Below are 22987 nucleotides of genomic sequence, written 5' to 3'. Positions count from 1 at the left end.
TTAATTCCTGTTAATTATTATTTTATCTGAACCACCTAAAAATGTCTTGGTGGGAGACATCAGCACCAGATATCCCAGATCTTTTGTGAAAAGGTTCAAATCTTCCATGGTACCAATAAATCCATTATTAATCTCTTTCTTTACCAGGTATATTTTTTTCAGGTATTCTTCTTCCGAAATAATGTGCTCAGAATAATCCTCCCACAACTTATCAGAAAGGGCCACAAGAATTTTCAATCTTTCTCTATGATTATTCATTATCTTCAATGTCATTACGTTTAAAAAGAATCGTAGAGAACCTGTCCAGCGTACTATTATTGAACTGATCCAAAAGATGCAGTTTTCTGTAGTAGTTATCCAGTTTAAAAACCAGAAAAACAATCAATATCAAAACCAATATAATGGCAATATCAGCGATGGCTGATATTTTATTCTCGTTGAAAAAGATAAACTTGATGTAGGTTACCAAATGAAAATAACCCGCTACTAAAGCTACGTAATACGTATATCTGTGAGCTCTGAATAAACCTCCTAATGCCAGTAATATAACGCAAGATGATATAGACAGGAAATAAATCGTTGAATCAAGATCCAGTCTTCTTTCGCCGGCAGTATTAGCCAGCTGCACATTGACATCAATAAAGTATCCTACTATATTATTTAAGAATGGTAATATAGCAGAAATTAAAACAAATGCCGAAGCAATTATTTCAATAGTCCGTTTATTTAGGCCGATCCGATTTTGTTGGATCGATGGTGTCTGCGGCTTCTGAGTAGCTTTCTGTGTCTCCTTGTTTATTGGTGGCTTCATTTAAAATAGTCTGTTTTTTCAGGGAATCACTTACGACTCTGGCTGCTTCTGATCTTCCCGCTCCAACCTCTATTTTCTTATGATCAGCTGACCTTGCAACTTCCATCTCTTCATTTCTATCTGAACATGCCGTCACGACAGATAATAGTAAGATTCCTGATAATAATAATCTTGCTTTCATAGGTAGTACATTTTTGACGACTTAAAGATAAGTGTTTACCCGTTACATTTCGCTTATAAAAACACTAATAATTCACTTTTATTAAATAATTTTTAATGGACTGAATTCTATATTAGTATTTAAATAAATTCAAATGTAATAAATATTCTATGTATATCAGCAATTTATTACAAAAAAATGAATCAATTAGTCAAAAGATCGGATTAAACTCAGAATTCAGGACAATTGATACAGAATAAAAAAACAGCATAAAACATCATGTATATTGATATTTTGCATTAAATAATTATTTATTAAGAATATTATCCTCCATAAATTACGCACCTGTTCTAAGATGAGCACCTGAATGATCATTTGAATAATACCTTCAAAAAAACAACAGTTTACTCCATATCTTAGAAGAGCCAGGAGGTAAATAACCTATAATGTACCAGTTAGGATTGTACAAATTTTACAAAAAAGTTATTTCATTTTAAAATTTTACTATCTTCGCATTTTAACATATGTATGAACATACCACTTCAGGATTTCAGTATTGATCACAACAGCAAGCTCCCTTTACACGTGCAGGCAGAAGAACTTTTCCGGAAGCTTATCAAAATGGAAGCTTACCAAAAAGGAGCTCTATTACCCAAAGAAGTGGATCTGGCCAACTTGTGGGGAGTTTCCAGAAACACGATCCGCCAGGCCACTAATAAACTGGAACACGAAGGGTTGATCATTCGTAAAAAAGGGATCGGAACAAGGGTGGCAGAAAAGAAAAGCCTGGTAACCGGACTGGATCATTGGTACAGCTTTACCAGAGAAATGCAGGAAAAAGGAGTTCAGGTAGTCAATCAGCTCCTGAAAACAAGTATGGAGCAGCCCAATGAAGATATCTGCAATTTCTTTCACTGTCCGGCAGATAAAAAGATAATTAAATTGTCAAAATTAAAAGGAGAAAGTTCAGGAGATCCTATTGTATATTTTGAAAGCTTTTTCCATCCGAGAATCGGGGTTGATAAAAGTGAGGACTTTAATATGCCGTTGTATAGCATGCTGCAGGAAAAACATGGTGTTATTGTACACCGTTCCCGCGAAAATATAAGTGCCTGCCAGGCAGGAACTGTCATTGGAAAGAAGCTAAAAGTCTCTGCTTCCTTTCCCGTATTGAAGCGTGAGCGTTTTGTGTATGATATTAACGGAAAACCCGTGGAATATAACGTAGGATATTATCGTTCGGATAAGTTTACCTATACGATCGATATCAATAAATCTCCGGAAATTTAATTTCCTTTTTTTATCATTCAATATGTTCAAACATTCTAACATATAAACATAAAAACTAAGCTCATGTATAACAGGTATTTTATTTTACTGATATCTTTTCTGCTGACAGGCAATGGTATGTATGCTCAGGAAAAAGCTCCTTACTTCGGGAATATACAGGCAATTAACGGGTATGAACGCGAGATAAGCGGTGAAAACATCGATTATTTCTCAGCATTTCCTGATCATGCCAACCGTGCACTCCTTACCAGAACTACAGACGGAAAAAAAAAAATCGAGTGGGAAACCGCTTCTGTGCCTTTGAAAAATAATGGTCAATACGTTTATTTTAACTGGCTGGTTTCGCATTCTTCAGGAACAAGCGGAGGTGCCAGAAACTTTGATCTGTATATCAATGATCAGAAAACATTAACATTGACAACCTACCCTGCCAACCAACATCCGGACTGGATTTCCAAAGCCGCAGACAGTACTGCCTTTGTATTTCACCAAACCAAGACAGACGGATTAAAAGACTCATACGGATTAGCCTACCTGCGGGTTCCCGCAAATAAAGTAACCCCAGGAAAACCTCTCCGATTAAAAATTGTTGGCCAGGCCCAGAACAGCAGAGACTGGATGATGACTTATAAATTTACTTTCCAGGAAAAAATAGATGCCCAATCCACTCCTTTTCTGTTAAAAGACGGCAAACGCCTTCTGAGTCTTACGACCCTTCACTTCGGTCCGGAAGAAAAAATAAAGGCTATAATAAACAATAAAGAGACCTTTACTTTTACCATGCCGGACGGTATTAAAACTTTTGACATCCCTGTTTCTCTTTCAGCCGAGGGAGGTAAACTGGAACTGGTCGTGATCTCCGGCAGGAAAGAGCTTCTTCGGAAAACAATTCAGGCTCAGGCTATCGTACCACGAACATTATATTTTATCCATCACTCTCATACCGATGTAGGATATTCCCATTTACAGTCGGAGGTAGAAAAAATTCATACAAAGAATATTTATGATGCTCTTGCGATGATTGAAAAGACAAAAAATCTTCCTGAAGAAGCCCGTTTCAAATATAATGTAGAAGCCCTTTGGGATGTTGAAAACTTCATGAAAAATGCGTCTGCACAAGATAAAAAGTCCTTTGTAAAAGCAGTACAGGAAGGGGGAATAGGCCTTTCTGCCATGTATGGCAATATTTTAACAGGGCTTAGCCAGCCGGAAGAATTATTCCACTATACAGAATATGCTCAAAAACTGGAAAAAGAATTAGGCTTACCAATCAAAAGTGCCATGATGTCTGATGTACCGGGATTTGCCTGGTCATTAGTTCCTGCACTTACTTCATCAGGAGTAAAATACTTCTCAAGCGGTCCCAATTATCTTGGAAAAACAAATCCTTATCTGGGAGACCGTGTCGGAAACTTTGTGAAAAACTGGGGAGATAAACCGGTTTGGTGGCAATCTCCGTCAGGAAAAGAAAAAATACTATTCTGGACAGCGGGAAGAGGCTATTCTTCATGGCATGGTGTACATCCCGGTGATGTATTTGACAATGGCCAGAAAAAAATTGCAGAATATCTGGAAGACCTTACCCATACCAATTATCCTTATGATATGGTACAATGGCGCTACAATATTGTTGCGGACAACGGCCCTATAGATCCTACCGTCTCCCAATTTGTAGATGAATGGAATAAAAAATACACCTCACCCAAAATTGTACTGAGCACCAATGAAAAAATGTTCGAAGTCTTTGAGAAGAAATATGGCGACAAAATCCCTGTTGTAAAAGGAGACATCAGCCCTTACTGGGAGGATGGAGCCATGTCCACTGCCAAAGAAGAAGGAATCAACAGAAACAGCAGCTTAAAACTGCAACAACTGACAACACTTTATTCTATGCTAAATCCCCGACAATATAACAGCCGGCATTTTTATGAAGCATGGAAAAATGTGATTTTATTCCATGAGCATACGTGGGGAGCTTTCAACAGTATTACGGCACCGGACCTCCCCTTTGTGGCAGATCAGTGGAAAGTAAAAAAACAATTCTCGGCCGATGGCAGCTTCCTTTCCGAAAAACTGGAAAAAGAACTTCTTCTTCCTTTAACAGATCCGGCATCCAAAACAATAGCAGTATTCAATACCTCATCATGGGCAAGAGAAGGTATAGTCACTATCCCGGAAAATACACAGGCTAACGCAGTGCAGGATGCCACAGGTCAAAAGATTCCTCTGCAAAAACTACAGGACGGAACCATGACATTTTTAGCCAAAAACATTCCGGCGCTGGGATCAGCAACATATACATTGATTAAAAATAAAATCTCCTCTCCTTCTTCATTCATCATTACTGACTCCAGTATTTCTAATGGAAAAGTTACAGTGAGCTGGGATAAAAAAACGGGAAGCATTACTCATCTTACCGATACAACAAAGACCAATTACGCAGGAAGTTTTAATGACCAGGGATTGAATTCTTACTGGTATGTTCCGGGATCCGATCCCAAAGAAGCTTTATCAAATACAGATGTACAGGTAAAAATACTGGAAAACGGACCTGTAGTAGCAAAGATTTCATTAGTATCTGAAGCTCCGGGTGCTCGTAAACTGGAACGAATGATTACCATCACCGCAGGCAGTGACGAAATAGCGCTGGAAAATATTGTTGATAAAAAGCCTGTCCGTACCAAAGAAGCCGTTCATTTTGGATTTCCTTTTAACCCTGATTTTAAAAATATCACTGTCGATGCCGGGTATGGCAACATGAAATACCTTACCGATCAGCTGCCGGGTTCTAATATGGATTATTGGTACAGCCGTCGCTGGGTAGATGCTTCTTCAGCACAAAAAGGAATACAGTGGATGATGCTCGAAACTCCATTGATAGAAGCTGCAACAATGATTGACGAAAGAATGGTCATCGACAATAGCCACAAAAAGTGGAAAGATAACGGAACACCGGGAACGACAAATTGGTTCAGTTATGCCATGAACAACTACTGGCACACCAACTATAAAGCAGATCAGGAAGGTCCTGTACATTACCACTATGTACTACGTCCTCACGATGGCTTTAATTCTGTTGAAAATGAAAAATCAGCTGCTGCATTTACACAGCCTCTTATCGCAGTTCCTGTCAAAGAACAATCTTTTAGTAGTGGAAGTCTTTTTCATATGAACAATGATAAAATTGTGGTCACAAGTATTACTCCTCAGGAAGATCAAAGCTTTATCATCAGATTATATAACCCGCATGAAAAGGGACAGATAACTGCATTTCAATGGGAAAAACTTAAGCCGGTAAAGCTTATTAACCTTAAAACAGGAAAAGAATTTTCTATTACCGAAAAATTTAGTTTAGAAGGAATGGATGTGCTTGAGATTAAATTAATTTTCTAGCGGCAACACTCTAAAATGAATACTTTTTATCTGAACCTTACAGGTTTTCGAAACTTGTAAGGTTTGATTATCAACTATTACTATTTGTCAACATTTAAAATAAATCAGACAATGTCAAAACCAGTGATTGCCATAGACATGGGCGGAACAAAGATTAAAATCGGACTTGTACAGGAAGAGACCGTTCTATCTTATATTTCGATTGATGCTGACTCCGAAAAAGGACTTGCTCCAAAGCTACCTCTCATACAGAGAACCATAGAAATCATGTTAGCTCAACATAACCTTACTCAATCCGATATCTCAGGATTAGGTATTGCTTCCCCGGGAATTGTTGACAGCGTCCAGAAAAAAATTCTTTCCATTGATAAAAAGTTTGGCGATGCCCCTGAAATAAATCTTGAAAAATGGTGTTTAGAGACTTTTAACCTCCCTTTTTCCATTGAAAATGATGCCCGGTCTGCATTAATTGGAGAATGGAAATATGGCAAAGCTGACACGTACGACAATATTGTTCTGATGACCTTAGGAACCGGCATTGGAAGTGCTGTAGTGATGGAAGGCCGGTTATTGAGAGGAAAACATTTTACCGCCGGCATACTGGGAGGCCATTCAGTCATTAATTATCTTGGAAACATTTGTAATTGCGGGAATAAAGGCTGTGTAGAGACAGAAGCCTCCACCTGGAATCTACCGGTTATCGCAACAGCGGAGAGAAACTTCACAGGCAGCAAACTGTCTTTACCCCAGGTTATTGATTACGAACTTATCTTCAGGCTTGCGGAAGAGGGTGACAGTGTGGCTGAAGCTATTCGTGACCGGAGTCTGCAGGCCTGGTCTGCTTGCGCCATCAACCTCATCCATGCCTACGATCCGGAAGTTCTGGTGCTTACAGGAGGTATTATGGCCAGCAACTTTTATATTCTTCCTTTTATCAGACAATATGTTGAAAATCACGCATGGACACCGTGGGGAAAAGTACAAATTGAAGAAGGAAATTTCCCCCGCACCGCAGCATTACTTGGAATCGCTCATCTTATCAACCATTAATCAAAAAGAATGAAATCAAATTTCAATAAATTTCCCATTATTCAGATAAAAAATCATACCTGTATCACGGGTTGGGAAGATATTTTAAAAGAACTCAATACAAATACTCCTGAAACTATTGCTATTGAATGCTACCCGGGAGTATTCATCAATGAAGTAATTGCTGCAGTACAGGAATTTTTACAGCCTGAACTGATCATCAATACAATCGAAGTGATGAAAACGGAGAACGAAATCTCTGCAATGTTACAAAAGTATGTGACTGATGATCCGGTATTCGGTTATATAAGTCCATTGGAACTGGAAGAATATTTTGACCCTTCCAAAATAACAGCTCTTCATCAAAAGCTGAATGAAATACATGGATGTAAAGTAATTATTGGGCCGGGAGCCACTTTAGTAAGCGAAAACCCTTCTGCTATCCTGTATGCAGATATGCCCCGATGGGAAATACAGAAACGTTTCCGACAAAACACAGCCTGCAATCTTGGAAGAGCCAACTACACAGATTCTTTTGCCTATCAGTATAAACATGCTTATTTCGTCGACTGGCGCGTTGGTGACCGTTATAAAAAAGAATTCTTAACAAGTGCCATTTTGTAGTAGATACAACCATTCCGCGTCAGCCCAAAATGATAACGACAGCAGCTTTATCTGAAGCTCTTCAGCAAACGGTACACCAGCCGTTCAGGGTGGTTCCTTTTTTGATCCGGGACCATGGGGCGGACAATGGCTGAAAGAAGTCTGTGACCTGGACAGAAGTCAGCCCAATTTTGCATGGGGATTTGATTGTGTGCCTGAAGAAAACAGTTTACTATTAGGTTTTGGAGAACAGGTGGTTGAAATTCCGTCTCTTAATCTTGTGTTTTTCCAGCCGGAAGCTTTGCTCGGTAAACAGGTATATGAAGGATTCGGAGATGAATTCCCTATCCGCTTCGACTTTCTGGATACGATGGAGGGTGGCAACTTAAGCCTGCAGGTACATCCACTGAAAGAGTACATTAAAGAAAAATTCGGGATGACCTATACTCAGGATGAAAGCTATTATATGCTGGATGTAAAAGAGGATTCTTTTGTCTATCTTGGTCTGAAAGAAAATATTGATCCGGAATGTATGATGAAAGATCTCACAGCTGCACAAAACAATTCTATTCCTTTTGATGCGGATCAGTACGTACAAAAATGGCCCATGCAAAAGCACGATCATGTTTCCATACCGGCAGGAACGGTGCATTGCTCAGGGGCTGATTCTGTGGTATTGGAGATCAGTGCCACTCCTTACATTTTTACGTTTAAACTCTGGGATTGGGGAAGAATGGGGCTGGATGGAAAGCCGCGACCGATATCCCTGGAACACGGAAAAAATGTGATTCAATGGGATCGCACCGCTACATGGGCAAAGGAACATATTCTTAATCTTACAGAGCCCGTAAACGAAGGTGACGGCTGGCGCGAAGAACGTACGGGATTAGATTCTATGTCGTTCATTGAAACCCGGAGACACTGGTTTAGCAAAAAAGTGATTCATCATACGGAAGGTGTGGTTAACGTACTGAATCTGGTCGAGGGCCGTGAAGTGATCATAGAAAGTCCTGATCATAGTTTCGAACCTTATATCATCCATTATGCAGAAACGTTTATTGTTCCTGCTCATTTGGGAGCCTACACCATCACTCCTCACGGGGAAAGTGCCGGAAAAGAATGCGCAACGATTAAAGCCGGCATCCGAACAGAGATGATTTCCCATAAAGTTTTAAAATAAACGCTATGTCATCAACTTCACACTCAACGCTTATTTATAAATCAACCCTGGTAGCTTCAGTGGGTGGATTATTATTTGGCTATGATACGGCAGTAATTTCCGGAGCCGTGGGTTTTATGAAAACTTACTATCAGCTTTCGGATGTCATGACAGGCTGGGTGGCTTCATGTGCACTGCTCGGATGTATTGTGGGAGCAATGTATTCGGGCAAACTCAGTGATCTTGTCGGTCGGAAAAAAGTACTAATGCTCTCCGGTATCCTGTTTGTCATCTCGTCCATAGGTACAGCTCTTGCACCTGACCTTTGGATTTTCGTCATATTCAGGATTATCGGAGGAATGGGAATAGGAATTGCATCTATGCTGTCACCGATGTATATCTCAGAAATGGCGCCGGCAGCCATAAGAGGGCGTTTAATTTCAATTTTCCAGCTGGGTATTGTTACAGGGATTCTCGTTATTTATTTTGTCAATGCTTATATCGCCGGAATTCATGATGAAATATGGAATATTTCCACCGGCTGGCGATGGATGTTTGGCTCAGGAACTATTCCATCCATTATTTTTATCCTTTTACTGCTAACGGTTCCTGAAAGCCCACGCTGGCTGGCAGCAAAAAAAGGAATACCGAAGCCTTGGATATTCTTAGTCTGATCAACGGTAATGAACTCGCTCAGCAGGAACTTAAATCGATCGATGAATCCTTACGGGACGAAACCCCATTTTCTTTTGCTGATATAAAAACGCCTCAACTCAAACGGGCATTAGTTATCGGTATCGCACTGGCTGTCCTTTCTCAGATCACCGGAATTAATGCTATAATGTATTATGCCCCCGAAATCTTTAAATCTACGGGAGTAGGGTCAGAATCAGCATTTATGCAAACTATTTTAGTGGGAATCATCAATGTCATTTTCACTTTAGTGGCCATAAAATATGTAGATCATTGGGGACGAAAAAAGCTTTTGCTCATTGGAATTACAGGAATGGCCGTTTGCCTGTTTACTACCGGGCTTGTTTTTTACAAGCAGCAACAAGGTTATCTGCTTTTGATCGCAATACTTGGGTATATTGCTTGTTTTGCAATGTCGCTGGGACCGCTTACTTTTGTGGTCATCGCTGAAATATTCCCCACAAAAGCAAGGGCTACAGCTATGTCTGTGGCAACTTTTTTTCTATGGCTGGCTGTATTTCTGGTCTCACAGACTTTTCCGGTACTCATCGGATCTGTGGGAAGCGCCTTTACATTTTGGATGTATATGATCATTTCAGTCTTTACCTTCTTTTTTATCTGGAAAATGATTCCCGAAACTAAGGGGAAAACATTGGAAGAGATCGAAAAAGAATGGAAGGAAAGGATTAACGATTGAAAAGCGGGCTAAGTCTCCGTCTATTAAGGAGGCCACTAATGCACGAATAAAAGGATTCATGCATTAGTGGCTAAATAAATTAAAATCAATAGGTTTTGGCTAAAGCCGGATTCCTTCGGAGATAATAATAAAGCGGACTAAAGCCCGCTCCTATTGCTGTTTTTCGTAAATCCATATGCTTTACAACCAAATTAAGATGGCAAGGCAGGTTTAATGCATTATCAATTTACTGACTATTTGAAAAGGTTATATTTCCGGTACCGATTCCTTTTACCGTGACCTTTTTCCAATCCGGAGGCAAAGCATTTTTAGTTGATTTTAAGGTACCTTTTTCATCCATATCCACACCTGCAAATCCCATCATTACAGCCTGCAATGCTCCTCCTGCACCCGTAAGAAAATAAGGATTATCTCCTTCTTCCGTTTCAGCAAGAACTCTGAATGGTGGCAAAAGATTAGGTTCGTAAGATTCTTTAAACCATTTATATGACTCTTCACCTTCTCCCAATCTGCTGTACAATAAAGCAAAAATAGCTTTGGTCATCGCAGGGGTTTTCTTGTTGGGAACCTTTTCCTGATAGTATTTCAAATCTTTTCTGATCTGTTCTTTATCCTGAATGGTATTGAGCGGATACGCCAGTAAATTGACGTCCGCCTGCTTTATTGATGCTCCGTTATAAGTATCGTGTTCTTTTGTCACTCCGTTTTCAAGTCGCGTAAACACCAGATTTTCTGCAATGTCATGCCAGGTTTTATTGAAAGGTATATTAAGTAACTGGGCAGCATCATTGGCAAACCTGAAATTTTGTTTTGCAATGGCATTGGTGTACGCATTGTTATCAACATTCTCTGCCCATTCATCGGCAGCGACTACATTTTTAATGTGATATCTGTTCCCCACTTTTTCTACGCGGGATTGCCAGAACGTTGCTGTTTCACTTAGAAGAGGCCAGCCTTTTTCTTTTAGCCACTGCAGATCTTTAGTCATGAGATAATAGTTCCAGGCTGCAAAAGCAACATCTCCGGTAATATGATGCTCATATGTCCCTGACAATGCCCAGACCGGGGTTTCTTCTTCTCCTGAAACTGCACTTTCCCAGGGAAACATTGCCCCTTTATATCCATGCATCATAGCATTTGTTTTGGCAGCCTTCAGCCTGTTAAAACGATAGTTTACAAGTCCTTTTGCAATTTCAGGATGGAAAAACAACAAAGGTTTGAACATAAACATTTCCGTATCCCAGAAAACATGCCCGTTATAGCCGGTTCCGCTCAATCCGGCCGGAGATAGGGAGTAATCTGACCCTTCTCTTGAAAAGGAATACAGATGGTACAGCATATTATGGACGTCCTGTTGAGCCTGTGCATCCCCTTCTATTTCAATATCGCCTTTCCACAAGTTCTTCCATTCTTCTTCATGCTTTTTATACAGTTGAGCCGGATTTTGCAAATTGGCGTAGATACTTAATCTTTCCACCGTATTGTATGGATCCTGAACCTGGGAAGAGGATACAAGAGAACCTATCAAAGAAAAAGTATAGACTTCTGAGTTTTTTAATTTTTTCACGAATTTCATCAGATGAGCGTCGCTGTCACGCATTTCATGTGAAACTTTTGGCTGGTTATATTGTTCGTCAGGAAATACAAATGTGGTGCTTGCTGCCATCGTAAGAGCTCCTGTCGGACTTTTTGCTACCGAGGTTAAGAGAGGTATTGTGGCATGCGGAGGGCTTACTTCGTTATAATTCTGTTGAAGGGGCAGAAATCCCTGTGGTGTTTTAAGATTACTTTCTGCAACGAATGAAAGCTCCTTTTTAGGATGTATGGTCACGGTAAGAATTACATTATTGGGAAGATGTCTCAACGCTGTATATCGGTATTCTACAGAGGCTATGTCTGCATAATCGAATGAACCGGAAAAAGTGGCTGTTTTAAAATTGATATGTTGGGTATAATTGGAAATATTTTTACGATTAATTTCTTTCCAGTCGATAACAAGATTACAATCGAGCACATTAAAATTGGAAAGAAAATTACTGGTTCTTCCTCTTCCATACTGATCATATACTCCGGCCAGAATAACATTTCCCGCTTTCAAAGGTTCCGGTGAGGAAATCATTCCTATCATTCCGTTGGAAACCGTCACACCGGTGTAATGATCCGGGTTAATATTCCCTGTTTTAATTCCCCATGGATCCTGTGCCAGACAAATTCCGAAAATACCGGTGAAGCATAGACTTAAAACCGCCAGTCCTTTTTTCATCATAATATTGGTTTTATACTGATGGCAAATCCTCCTCCCGGAGCTACTTTTATTGTAAGTTTATCACTTGATTTTACCTTTTGTCCGGAAATTTCATAGCTTTTCGGGTTGTGATTCCAGCTCGCATTTTTTCCATCTTTATAAATAATGGCTTCAAATTTCTGACCTTTAGGAAGGAATGATAAGTCTACCGTAGCTTCCCTTGGATTTTCATCGGTGACACTTCCGACAAACCATTCATTTTTATTCTTAGCTTTTCTTGCAATAGTCACATAATCTCCCGGCTCTGCTTCAAGAATGTAGGATGAATCCCAGTCTACTGCCACATCTTTGATAAACTGAAAAGCATCAGGATATTTTTTATAATTTTCAATAAGGTCTGCTGCCATTTGTAGGGGACTGTACATCGTAATGTAAAGAGCAAGCTGCTTGGTCAGCGTTGTGCTTAATTTCGCTTTATTGTTTCCGTATACAGAAAGATCACCTTCAAATATTCCCGGCGTATAATCCATAGGACCGCCGATCGATCGGGTAAAAGGTAGAATTGTGGTATGATCCGGTTTATTTCCGTTGAAGGATTCAAATTCAGTTCCTCTCGCTGACTCCTGGGCAATCCAGTTGGGATATGTTCTGTGCAATCCGGTAGGTCGTACTGCTTCGTGGGAATTGACCATGATCCGGTACTGGGCTGCGGTTTCAGCAACATATCTGTAATGGTTAACCATCCATTGCCCGTCATGATATTCACTCCGGGGAATAATTGGTCCTACATATCCTGTTTTTACAGCATCATATCCGTTTTCCTTCATAAATTTGAAAGCATCCTTTAATTGTCTTTCATAATCCACCACTGAAGAAGTGCTTTCGTGATGCATGATGATTTTTACATTTTTGTTGTTTGCATACGCCTGGAGTTCTTTCACATCAAAATCCGGGTATGCTTTGGTAAAGTTGTAAATGTGTTCTTTTCTGTACGCCTGGTTATCTTCCCAGCCTTCATTCCAGCCTTCTACCAGGACAGCATCAAATCCGTTCGCTGCGGCAAAGTCAATATATTCTTTTACATGTTTTGTGTTGGCACCATGTCTGCCGTTCGGTTTCAGTGTTTTATAATCTGTTTCCCCAATTCTGATGTCCTGATTGTCAGAGTAGGCCCACGTAGAACCACCGCCAGTAAAATATTCCCACCATACACCTACATATTTCGTAGGTTTTATCCAGGAAGTATCCTTTATTTTGCTGGGCTCATTAAGGTTAACAATGAGGTTGGAAGACAATATTTCTTTTGCATCATCACTGATGATCATGGTACGCCACGGACTTATCGAACCGGTTTGAATAAATCCCCTGTCGCCGTTTTTATCGGGTGTAAGATTGGAAGAAAGAATAAAGTTTTTATCATCAAGGTTAAGAGTCATCGCCGGAAAGTTAACTAGTGCAGCTTCATGGATGTTGATATAAATTCCATCTTGAGATTTCAGCATCAAAGGCGTTTGTACTGCTAAACTTGTACTTGGAGCTTTGGCTGCCAACGGTTCTTTTCTTACTTCATCAATTAATCCTGAAATTTGGGATAATGTTGAAGTCGTTACCGGAAATTCATTGGTATCATAATCTGCGGGAATCCAGAATGCTTTATAATCTTTGGCCAGATTGAAGGAGGTGAGCTCATTGCTGATCGTAAAATGTCTCAAGTCAGGCTGAACAGGAAACTCATATCTGAAGCCCAATCCGTCATCAAAAAGTCTGAACCTGATATCCAGTTTCCAGCCTGTTTTATTTTGCACGAGATGAACGAGCATTTCTTTATAATGATCGTTTACTTCTTTGTTCGGTCCCCAAACGGTTTTCCAGCTAGTATTTTCAGAAGTATAGCTGATATTTTCCACTTTAAATCCTGAAAAATAAGAGGTGGAAGGTTTTAAAATAAATCCCAGTTTACTATCCTTCACAACGGGTTTCCCTTTATATTGAAGCGTATAATACGGGCTTCCTTCTTCTTTGATGGTAAAATTCAGTTGCAGTTTACCATTGGGCGATTCGAATGATTGGGCGTGTATAATGATTCCGCATACAACAGATATACAGAGTGACAGCATATTTTTTATCATGATCTTCAGCTATTTTAATTATTAAAAAGAAATTCATTGCGCCATATAAAAATGATGAGCGCAAATGATAAGTTCAGAATCAGGGTGCAACTGTGAAAGAAAGGTCGCTTTAGAAATATTGAATCCGAAAAAGGCTGGTGACATTACACTCTTCCCCTCAGAATTGGTGAAGGGAAGAAATGTGAATGCTTTATTGTAAGTTATCTTCCGAAATCATCCTGTACACGAACGATATCATCCTCATCGGAAGGATGGGAAGCATCGGTATGCTGCCAGATTTCAGCAACAATTCCCCAGCCATCAAGACCGATTAAACGGTGTCTCTCTCCCTGCTGAAGTTTTACCTGATCTTTTGGATTGTATTCTGCTACTTCACCCTCGTCATCGGTATTGCTTCTTTTGATTCCTACGGTACCTTCCACAACCTGCCAGATCTCGGCTCTTCTGTGGTGATACTGCCAGCTTAATCTCGCCTGTGGAGCAACAATAAGAATTTTCGGACTTAGTTTTCCTCCTATTCTTAAGTTTTCCACATCAATCCCGTCAAAATACTGGTTGGCAAAATCCTGAGCCTGATTTTCATCAATCACAAAAAATCCTCCCCAGGGTCTTGTATCATCTTTTGCTGCAATAGTAAATCCCTGTGCTCCAAGCATCTCTTCTACTCTCTCGAATATTTCTTTCTTTTCTGTACTCATACAGTTTATTTCTAAGTGTTAAATTATTTTATTTCGATTGTTCTTTTGACATTGAATAAGGAAAATCTTTTTCCTGTGACCCCCTTTCTTTGTTCGGTTTGTTATCCATTGTAAAATCAAGAACAGCTCCTTTCATCAGCTCCTGATGGCTTAACCAGTTTTTGGAATAAGGCTGTTGGTTTACGTTCAGTGATTTTACATACAGATTATCAGCATTGTTTTCCGGTGCTTTGATTTCAATTTTCTTTCCGTTTTCAAGGTGAATGGTTGTTTCCTTGAATAATGGTGCTCCCAGTACATACTGATCCGTAGCCGGTGTCACCGGATAGAATCCCAGGGCTGAGAAAACATACCACGCAGAAGTCTGCCCGTTATCTTCATCTCCACAATATCCGTCAGGTGTAGCCATATAGAGTTTATTCATCACCTGTCTTGTCCAGTATTGTGTTTTATACGGAGCTCCGGCATAATTATAAAGATAAATCATATGCTGTATCGGCTGGTTTCCGTGAGCATACTGCCCCATATTCATGATCTGCATTTCTCTGATCTCATGAATTACTCCGCCGTAATAGCTGTCATCAAAAACAGGAGGAAGTGAAAATACCTCATCCAGTTTGGCTTCAAACTTCTTTTTACCTCCCATCAATTCTGCCAGTCCGTCAATATCCTGGAATACAGACCACGTATAATGCCAGCTGTTTCCTTCTGTAAAGGCATCGCCCCATTTAAAAGGATTGAAAGGTTTCTGGAAATTCCCGTCTTTATTCTTACCGCGCATTAAACCTGTTTCTTTGTCAAACACATTTTTGTAATTATACGCTCTTTTTTGTAAATATCAATTTCTGAAGCAGGTTTTCCTAAAGCTTTCCCCAATTGGTAAATAGAAAAATCATCATAGGCATATTCCAGTGTTCTGGCAGCATTTTCATTGATTTTCACATCATACGGAACGTAGCCCAATGTATTGTAATATTGCACTCCTGCACGCCCTACTGCTTCAATAGGACCTTCATTATCGGCACCATGTTTTACCGCCTGCCATAACGTTTCTACATCATATCCCCGAAGTCCTTTGATATAAGCATCTGCCACTACGGAAGCCGAATTATTCCCAATCATAATATCAGAATATCCGGGGCTGCTCCATTCCGGCAAGAAACCGCCTTCTTTGTATGCATTTGCCAGACCTTCCTGCATTTCCACGTTAATACTTGGATACACGAGATTTAAGAACGGATATAAAGCTCGGAAAGTATCCCAGAAACCTGTCCCGGCAAACATTCTTCCGTCAGCGATTTTACCGTTGTACGGGCTCCAGTGTTTTATTTTATTCCGTGCATCAATTTCATATAATTTTTGTGGAAAAAACAAGGTTCTGTACAACGAAGAATAGAAAGTTCTCATCTGCTGGTCTGTTCCTCCTTTTACTTCTAATTTTCCAAGGGTTTTATTCCAGATATTTTTGGCATCTGTCTTTACCTGTTCGAAATTTCTGTTACCGATTTCTCTTGTAAGGTTCAGCTCTGCCTGTTCAAAACTAATGAATGAGGAAGCTACTTTAGCGTAAACCACTTCTTTATTTTTAAGTTTAAAACCTACAACCGCACCGGTATGGTCGCTGGTTACCTCCAACTGGCCGTTGATCAGCTGATTGTCTTTCCATGTTCTTGTCAGCTCAAAATCTTTATCAAACTGAATAACAAAGTAGTTTTTAAAATTTTCATATTTCCCGGTTGAATATCGGGTAGTATAGCCCAGGATTTTTCTTTCTTTAGGTAAAATCTTAATGTATGAACCTTTGTTTAAGGCATCAATGACCACATAGGCACTGTCTGTTTTGGGAAAATCAAACTTAAAGAAAGAGGCTCTTTCTGTTGGCGTAAATTCAGTAGTTACATTGATATCTGCCAGATACACACTATAAAAATAAGGTGTTGATACCTCAGCTTTATGACTGAACCAGCTTGCCCGTTCATCTTCTTTAAATTTCAATTTACCTACTCCGGGCATCATGGCAAAAGCGCCGTAATCGTTCATCCAGGGAGAAGGTTGATGGGTTTGTTTAAATCCTTTAATTTTATCTGCATCATAGGTATACGCCCATCCGTCACCCATTTTACCGGTCTGGGGAGTCCAGATATTCATTCCCCATGGAAGTCCCACTGCAGGATAGGTATTTCCGTTGGATAAAGAAGGTTTGGACTGGGTTCCCATCAACGGATTCACATAATCTACGGGAGACATGTTCTGACCGAAGGCCCAGGCCTGTAATACAAGAAAAAAAGTAGAAAATAGAGACTTCATTGTATCGTTTCGTTTTTAATTTATTTTGCTTTTTTCAGAGCATAGCTGGCCGCTCCCAAAATGGCTGCATCTTCAAAGATTGCAGAGATTTTCACGGGCAGGTTAATATGATTTGCGGAGAGATTCTCCTTAAATTTTGCTTCAAAATGAGGATATGCTTTGGCAATATTACCTCCTATAACTAAAACTTCCGGCTGATATTTGCTGACATGCTGCACAATAAACTGTGAAAAGGTATCTGCATACTCCTCAAACATCATATTCTGAATGTCCTGCGGTTTTTCAAGCAGTTCTTTAGTTCCTGAAATTTTTTCACCTGTTAATTCTTCGTAACGGTTTACAAACCAACGTGTCGCCATAAAGTCTTCAAAAATAGAATCCCTGAACGGAGCATCCCAAAGATCTTCATCGGTAGCTGTTTCTCCATTATAAAAGGTGGTTCCAAATCCTGTTCCCAACGTTACTCCAAAAATCCGTGTATAGTCCTGCACACAGCCTCCGAAAACTTCTCCTTCCATAAAAGCGGCTGCATCATTTACAAAATGAATCTGATCGAGGGAAATCGACAAACGTTTTGCCAGCTCTTCTTTGATGTTTACGTTGTAAATGTCAAGAAATTTCCCGTGCAGCATCAAGGCAATTCCGTTTTCATAATCGAAAGGTCCCGGCATTGCAATTCCTATGAGAAGATCTTCTCTTTTCAAATCATGGGAAGCTTTTTCTATCGCAGCAACCCACGCAGAAAAAATTGTTTCTTTTTTTTCATAAGAATCCACATGTTCCCTTACATAGGTTGAAGAAATGATTTCACGTTTTTCAGGATCTACCTGAGCCAATGTAATATGGGAGCCTCCAATATCTATCCCCAGTATGTTTTGCATTATTTTCTAATTTATTTACTCACTATTCTCAGACTGAAAACAAACAGACAAGAAAAAACCTGCCTGCCGGTCTCAAATCTCAAAATTAATTCTACTTATATATTCCGGCAAACCACAGGTTTACTCCACAATAATCTTTCCTGATGACAATAGATGTCTGTCTGCTGAAATAATTTTATAAATATAGGCACCACGGGATAAATCCTGGGTATTCACTCTATTAATATTTTTATTAATTTGCTGTTTTTTCAACAATTTTCCGGAAATATCATACAAAGATATTTCACTTGCTGAATTATTTTCAATTTTAAAGTGAATATCACTTCCTTTTTTAACAGGGTTAGGATAAACACTGCTTTCTTTCCCGCTGGCAAGTCCTTTTAAGTCTTCTACAGATAAAGAAGCATTGCAGGCTACATCTGTGCTCCAGTTGGAGTCTGACATATTCGTCAATGTTGCAAAATGGGTGTTCGCCGTTGCATCCAGAGCCCCGTTTCCACTTCCTTCATCCATTTTCCAATTGGCTTCCAATGCTGTGGAGGTAGGTGCAACGTTACATTTATTATCTGTGATCTCCTGTGCTGTTAATGCTCTTTTCCAAACCCTGAATTCATCCAGGTTTCCGTTCAGTGTACGGGAATTATCATAGTTTCTTCCCAGGTACAAAATACCGTTCGCGGTAAAGTTTCCGGTTGTAGGCACGCTAGCATCCAGATTTCCATTGATATACATTTTCATGGAAGATCCGTCATAAGTAGCTGCCACATGATACCATGTATTGGTATTAAATGTTGAATTACTGTTCAGTTTCACCTGTGAAGACCCGAAACTCAATATAAACTGCAGCTTATTGTTGGCAAGGTTTCCATCTCCAAATCGCAATATCGCAGAATTATTATCTCCTACTTCAATTCCCACTACGGAAGTGATGTATGGGAATCCTGTTTTGAAGGCATTCACTTTTACCCAACCTTCAAATGTCATTGCATTTCCGCTTAAATTAAATTGACCGGCATTAAGATAATTGGTACTTCCGTTAAAGGACAGCGATCTTGAACCGGGGCTGGTTACCGGGGCAAAGCCACTGTTAAATGTATTTTCCGCGGAATAGGTGCTTACCGTTCCACCGTTGCATACCGATTGTACTTTCCATTGATACGCAGTGTTTGGTGAAAGATTCTGAAGGGTGTAGGTATTGGTGGAAACAGCCGGAACATCTGTCCAGTTTGTAGCTGTTGTTGTCTTATACTGTAAATTATAGGCAGGAGCACCTGTGGCCTCCCATGATAATTGAGTAGTTGTTCCCAGATTGCTTCCTGATACGAGACCGGCAGGTGTTGCACATCCGTTCCCTGAATTGAATCTCGGAGCAAAAAGATACGTACTCGTCAGTGTTGAAGAACAGTTGGATTGAATTCTCCAGTCGTAGTCTGTATTCAGGCTCAGATTACTGATCACAATATTACTTCCTGAATAATTGGTTCCTGCGCTTACCCAAGTTGTAGAATTGGCCGGCTTATAATCGATATTATATGTCTGGGAACCGTTGGAAGTCCAGTTTAACTTGGCAGAGGTTCCCGTTACATTTGTTACTTCGAGTCCTAATGGCGGATCACAAGCTACTCCCTGAGACCATGAGTATAGCTGACCGGTAAGTTGTGTATTTTCATTATAAAGAATATTGGATCCTGTACTCAGATAACTGGCAACATTGGTTCCTCCCAGATCATACCACATAAATACTCCATACCCGTCGTTTTTGGTGTTGGTAGCCAATGTGGTAAGGGTAGCCGTAGAAGTAGACTGAGGGTTTGTGTTCTGAATCCAGGTTGCTGCAGGAGAAAGTTTAGATTTAGTAAGTGGCGGTACATTAGGAGCGCTGTAAGTTCCGTAATATGGATTCCAGCTGTAGTCTATATAATTTCCTGCTGCATCTCCGTTATAGCTCTGTCTGCTTGTTGCAGGTCCTAAATAATAGAAAGTGATCAGTTTATCAGGCATAGCTGCCTTCAATTCCTGTAAAAGCATGACGAAAGAACTGCTGTTTGGCTGTCCGGTTCCGTTATTTCCATATCCTGCATATTCATCATCGAGATCTACTCCATCCAAACCGTAGGTATATACCGTATTGGCTATCTGTAAAGCAAAATCCTTGGCCGCTTCCCTGTTGGGAAAATTGGAAATACCTGCTCCCTGATGATTTCCCAGAATATCCAGTAATACTTTAATTCCTTTCTGTTGTAAAGGTTTTACATAAGTATTCACATCGTTTAGTACTTTGGTAACATTGTTATTGCTCGAGATGTAAGCTCTGCTTTTGGAAACATCATAGTTGATATTCGCTGCAAAGATAATGGCAACGTCAAATAGCTGCTTATTGCTGTTTTGCAAAGTATAGGAACCTGCATTCAGCATGTTATTATTATTAACCTCCACATAACATATCCCTACGGGATTATTAAGCTGCTGCGCCTTAAGCACGGTAGCTGTCTGAACCCCCAGTAATGCCAGGGCGGAAAGAATAGATGTTTTTTTCATAGTATACTTTTTAGTTTTGATAAAATCATTGGGCCGAAGCCCAATGATGGAATTTGTTTATTTGATGATTAATTTTTCAGTCTGTTTTACACTTCCGTTTTGAGATTCAAACTGAAGGATATAATTTCCTGCAGGAAGCTTTTGCAGATTGTATTCATGATTTCCACTCTTTAAAACCTGAGTATCAACCAAACTTCCGGTAAAGTTGTATACTTTCAGTTGCCCTCCGTTGTAATCTTCAGGGGTAGAAATACTAAGCTGGGAAGATCTGCCTAAAGGATTCGGGTACAGTTTCAGCTGTTTGTTCAATCCTGTTTGTTCAGAACCGATGATCTTTTGGCCTACTGTATTTTTTGAAGTTCTTGCTGCGGAAGTAGTACATGGTACATCTGCTGCCCAGATAGAAGCATCAGCTCCTGATAAGGTCAATGTCACTTCGTTTCCTGAAGTATCCTGGACAGATGAACTGCTGCCTTCATTAAATTTCCAATAAGCTGCAAGCGATGTTGCCGGTAAACTCACATTACACATATTCTGGCTGATTTCCGTCTGGCTTAATGCCCGTTTCCAAACACGCACCTCATCAATTTTTCCGTTAAAATTCCTTGAGGTTTCATATAGATATCCAACGTTGAACGATCCGTTTGAGCTCACACTTCCCGTCTGAGCTTTGCTGGCGTCAAGTGTTCCGTTGATATAAAGTTTCATCGTTGTTCCGTCATAAGTCGCAGCAACATGATACCAGGTATTGGCATTTAATGCTGTATTGGAGGCCAATTTTTGTTGTACATTATTAATACTGAGTACAAATTGCAGTTTGTTATTGGCCAAGCTGGCATCTCCCAAACGTAAAAATGCAGAATTGGCATCCCCTGCTTCTGTTCCCATAATGGCTGAAATATAAGGGAATCCTGATTTGAAAGAAGCGGGTTTTATCCATCCTTCAAAAGACAATGCCGAACCGCTTAGACTGATATTTCCCGCTGATCCTGATTTGCTGGTCCCGTCAAGGCTGACTGCATATGAACCGGTAGGGGTGGTTGTTCCGCCTCCGCTATTAAATCTTGGAGCAAACATATAGGTACTTTTGACACTACAGTTTGTTCTGATTCTCCAGTCATATTCTGTATTTGCTGTTAATCCTGAAACCGTAACGGAAGTTCCGCTAACAGCAGTTGCTACACTTGTCCATGTAGTAGATGAAGCTGCTTTATAATCAATATCATAGGTGCTTGTTCCTACGGCAGTCCAGTTTAATTTTGCACTTGTTCCTGTAAGATTGCTTGTAGATAAACCGATAGGTGCATCACAATTGGTTCCCGCTGTCCATGATTGCAACGGAGTACTTAAAACGGTTTGTTCTCCATATAAAGTTTGAGTTCCTGCAGACAGTTGTGATACCTGATTGGTCCCTTTCAGATCATACCAAAGATATAAGCCATATCCTCCTGTTTTGGTCTGACTGGCAAGACTGGTCGTCGTTGAGTTAGAAGTATTTCCTAACCAAACTGCTGCCGGAGAAATCTGAGCTTTCGTCAACGGAGGGACATTAGGTGCGGAAAATGATCCGTAGTTGGCATTCCAGCTGTAGTTGACATTGTCTCCTACCCTGCTTCCGTTCCAGGAAAGTCTTGAAGCAGCGGGGCCATAGTAATAAAAGGTAATAAGTTTATTAGGCAACAGCGCTCTCAACTCCTGAACGAGCATTACAAAAGAGCTGTCATTTGGCTGTCCGGTTCCGTTATTTCCATATTCCGAGTATTCATCATCGAAATCAATTCCATCCAATCCATAGGTATTGACGGTATTGGCTAATTGTAATGCAAAATCTTTGGCTGCCTCACGGGTTGGAAAATTACAGATTCCTGCTCCCTGATGGTTTCCTAAGATTGTTAATACCACTTTCATTCCTTTTTGCTGGAGGGGTTTGATGTAGGTATCTGCGTTAGTCAGTACTTTGGTGACATTGTTATTGCTGTACAGATAAGCCCTGCCACGGCTGGTGTCATAATTAATATTCGCTGCAAAAATATTGACGACATTAAAGAGGTAACTGTTTGAGGTTTGTAACTTGTACGCCCCTGCGTTGAGAAGATTGTTGTTATTTACTTCTACGTAGCAGATTCCCATAGGGCTAAGCTGCTGTGCGTAAAGCACAGATTCCACGTGAATGATCAATAGGATCAATGCAATAAAGGCTTTTTTCATACAATTTTTTTTAAGTTATCTGATTTGTTTTATCTAGTCGTTTCTCTTTGTGAAAAAGGGGAAAGACGGATTAGTTAAGCAATGAGAGTCCTACAAGGCCTTTCTGAGCAAAAAGCCTTGTAACACAATTCAACTAAAAAACGGGA

General features: G+C 40.0%; 12 protein-coding genes and 3 pseudogenes. 5 read left to right on the top strand and 10 right to left on the bottom strand.

What is annotated here, in order from left to right:
- From H3Z85_08660 to H3Z85_08650, 3 genes are read right to left on the bottom strand one after another with little or no spacing between them, the layout of a single operon-like run.
- Window positions 1-258, bottom strand: coding sequence for a hypothetical protein (locus H3Z85_08660; protein ID QPQ53385.1), 258 nt, complete (start codon window positions 256-258; stop codon window positions 1-3).
- Window positions 251-811, bottom strand: a complete 561-nt coding sequence (locus H3Z85_08655) for a hypothetical protein (GenBank protein ID QPQ53384.1) — start codon at window positions 809-811, stop codon at window positions 251-253. The genes H3Z85_08660 and H3Z85_08655 overlap by 8 nt, the downstream gene beginning before the upstream one ends.
- Window positions 723-992 (bottom strand): hypothetical protein, encoded by a 270-nt coding sequence (locus tag H3Z85_08650; protein QPQ53383.1) that lies wholly within the window; start codon window positions 990-992, stop codon window positions 723-725. Before H3Z85_08650 ends, H3Z85_08655 begins: the two co-directional genes overlap by 89 nt.
- A gap of 507 nt (window positions 993-1499) precedes the next feature.
- Between H3Z85_08650 and H3Z85_08645 the strand changes: the two genes are divergently transcribed.
- The 5 genes and pseudogenes from H3Z85_08645 to H3Z85_08625 all read left to right on the top strand — a co-directional run bounded on the left by H3Z85_08645 (window position 1500) and on the right by H3Z85_08625 (window position 9835).
- Window positions 1500-2261 carry a GntR family transcriptional regulator gene (locus H3Z85_08645; GenBank protein ID QPQ53382.1) on the top strand — a complete coding sequence of 254 codons (762 nt, stop codon included), beginning with the start codon at window positions 1500-1502 and terminating at the stop codon, window positions 2259-2261.
- A gap of 63 nt (window positions 2262-2324) precedes the next feature.
- On the top strand, window positions 2325-5654 hold the full coding sequence (locus tag H3Z85_08640; GenBank protein ID QPQ53381.1) for a glycoside hydrolase: 3330 nt from the start codon (window positions 2325-2327) through the stop codon (window positions 5652-5654).
- Between the two features lie 111 nt (window positions 5655-5765).
- The gene (locus tag H3Z85_08635) at window positions 5766-6704 is read left to right on the top strand and encodes an ROK family protein (protein QPQ53380.1); all 939 of its coding nucleotides are present in this window, start codon (window positions 5766-5768) and stop codon (window positions 6702-6704) included.
- Window positions 6705-6713: 9 nt separating this feature from the next.
- A pseudogene (locus tag H3Z85_08630) lies at window positions 6714-8466 on the top strand (class I mannose-6-phosphate isomerase).
- Between the two features lie 5 nt (window positions 8467-8471).
- A pseudogene (locus H3Z85_08625) lies at window positions 8472-9835 on the top strand (sugar porter family MFS transporter).
- 226 nt (window positions 9836-10061) lie between these two features.
- On the opposite strand, the gene H3Z85_08620 reads toward H3Z85_08625, so the two are convergent.
- The 7 genes and pseudogenes from H3Z85_08620 to H3Z85_08590 all read right to left on the bottom strand — a co-directional run bounded on the left by H3Z85_08620 (window position 10062) and on the right by H3Z85_08590 (window position 22841).
- Window positions 10062-12098: a glycoside hydrolase family 65 protein gene (locus tag H3Z85_08620; GenBank protein QPQ53861.1), complete on the bottom strand. Its 2037-nt coding sequence runs from the start codon at window positions 12096-12098 to the stop codon at window positions 10062-10064.
- Window positions 12098-14209 (bottom strand): glycoside hydrolase family 97 protein, encoded by a 2112-nt coding sequence (locus H3Z85_08615; GenBank protein QPQ53379.1) that lies wholly within the window; start codon window positions 14207-14209, stop codon window positions 12098-12100. The genes H3Z85_08620 and H3Z85_08615 overlap by 1 nt, the downstream gene beginning before the upstream one ends.
- A gap of 200 nt (window positions 14210-14409) precedes the next feature.
- Entirely contained in the window at window positions 14410-14907 is a 498-nt protein-coding gene (locus H3Z85_08610) for a phosphoheptose isomerase (GenBank protein ID QPQ53378.1), read from the bottom strand.
- Between the two features lie 28 nt (window positions 14908-14935).
- A pseudogene (locus tag H3Z85_08605) lies at window positions 14936-17214 on the bottom strand (glycoside hydrolase family 92 protein).
- A 20-nt stretch (window positions 17215-17234) separates the two neighbouring features.
- Window positions 17235-18095, bottom strand: coding sequence for an ROK family protein (locus H3Z85_08600; protein ID QPQ53377.1), 861 nt, complete (start codon window positions 18093-18095; stop codon window positions 17235-17237).
- 120 nt (window positions 18096-18215) lie between these two features.
- Window positions 18216-20633: a T9SS type A sorting domain-containing protein gene (locus H3Z85_08595; protein QPQ53376.1), complete on the bottom strand. Its 2418-nt coding sequence runs from the start codon at window positions 20631-20633 to the stop codon at window positions 18216-18218.
- 57 nt (window positions 20634-20690) lie between these two features.
- Complete coding sequence (locus H3Z85_08590) at window positions 20691-22841, bottom strand: T9SS type A sorting domain-containing protein (GenBank protein QPQ53375.1); 2151 nt, start codon at window positions 22839-22841, stop codon at window positions 20691-20693.
- Window positions 22842-22987 lie beyond the last annotated feature (146 nt).

The organism is Chryseobacterium indologenes, from assembly GCA_016025055.1.
Taxonomy (GTDB): Bacteria; Bacteroidota; Bacteroidia; order Flavobacteriales; family Weeksellaceae; genus Chryseobacterium; species Chryseobacterium indologenes.
Note: the sequence above shows the minus strand (reverse complement) of the source record. Positions and strands in the feature narration are given on the sequence as shown.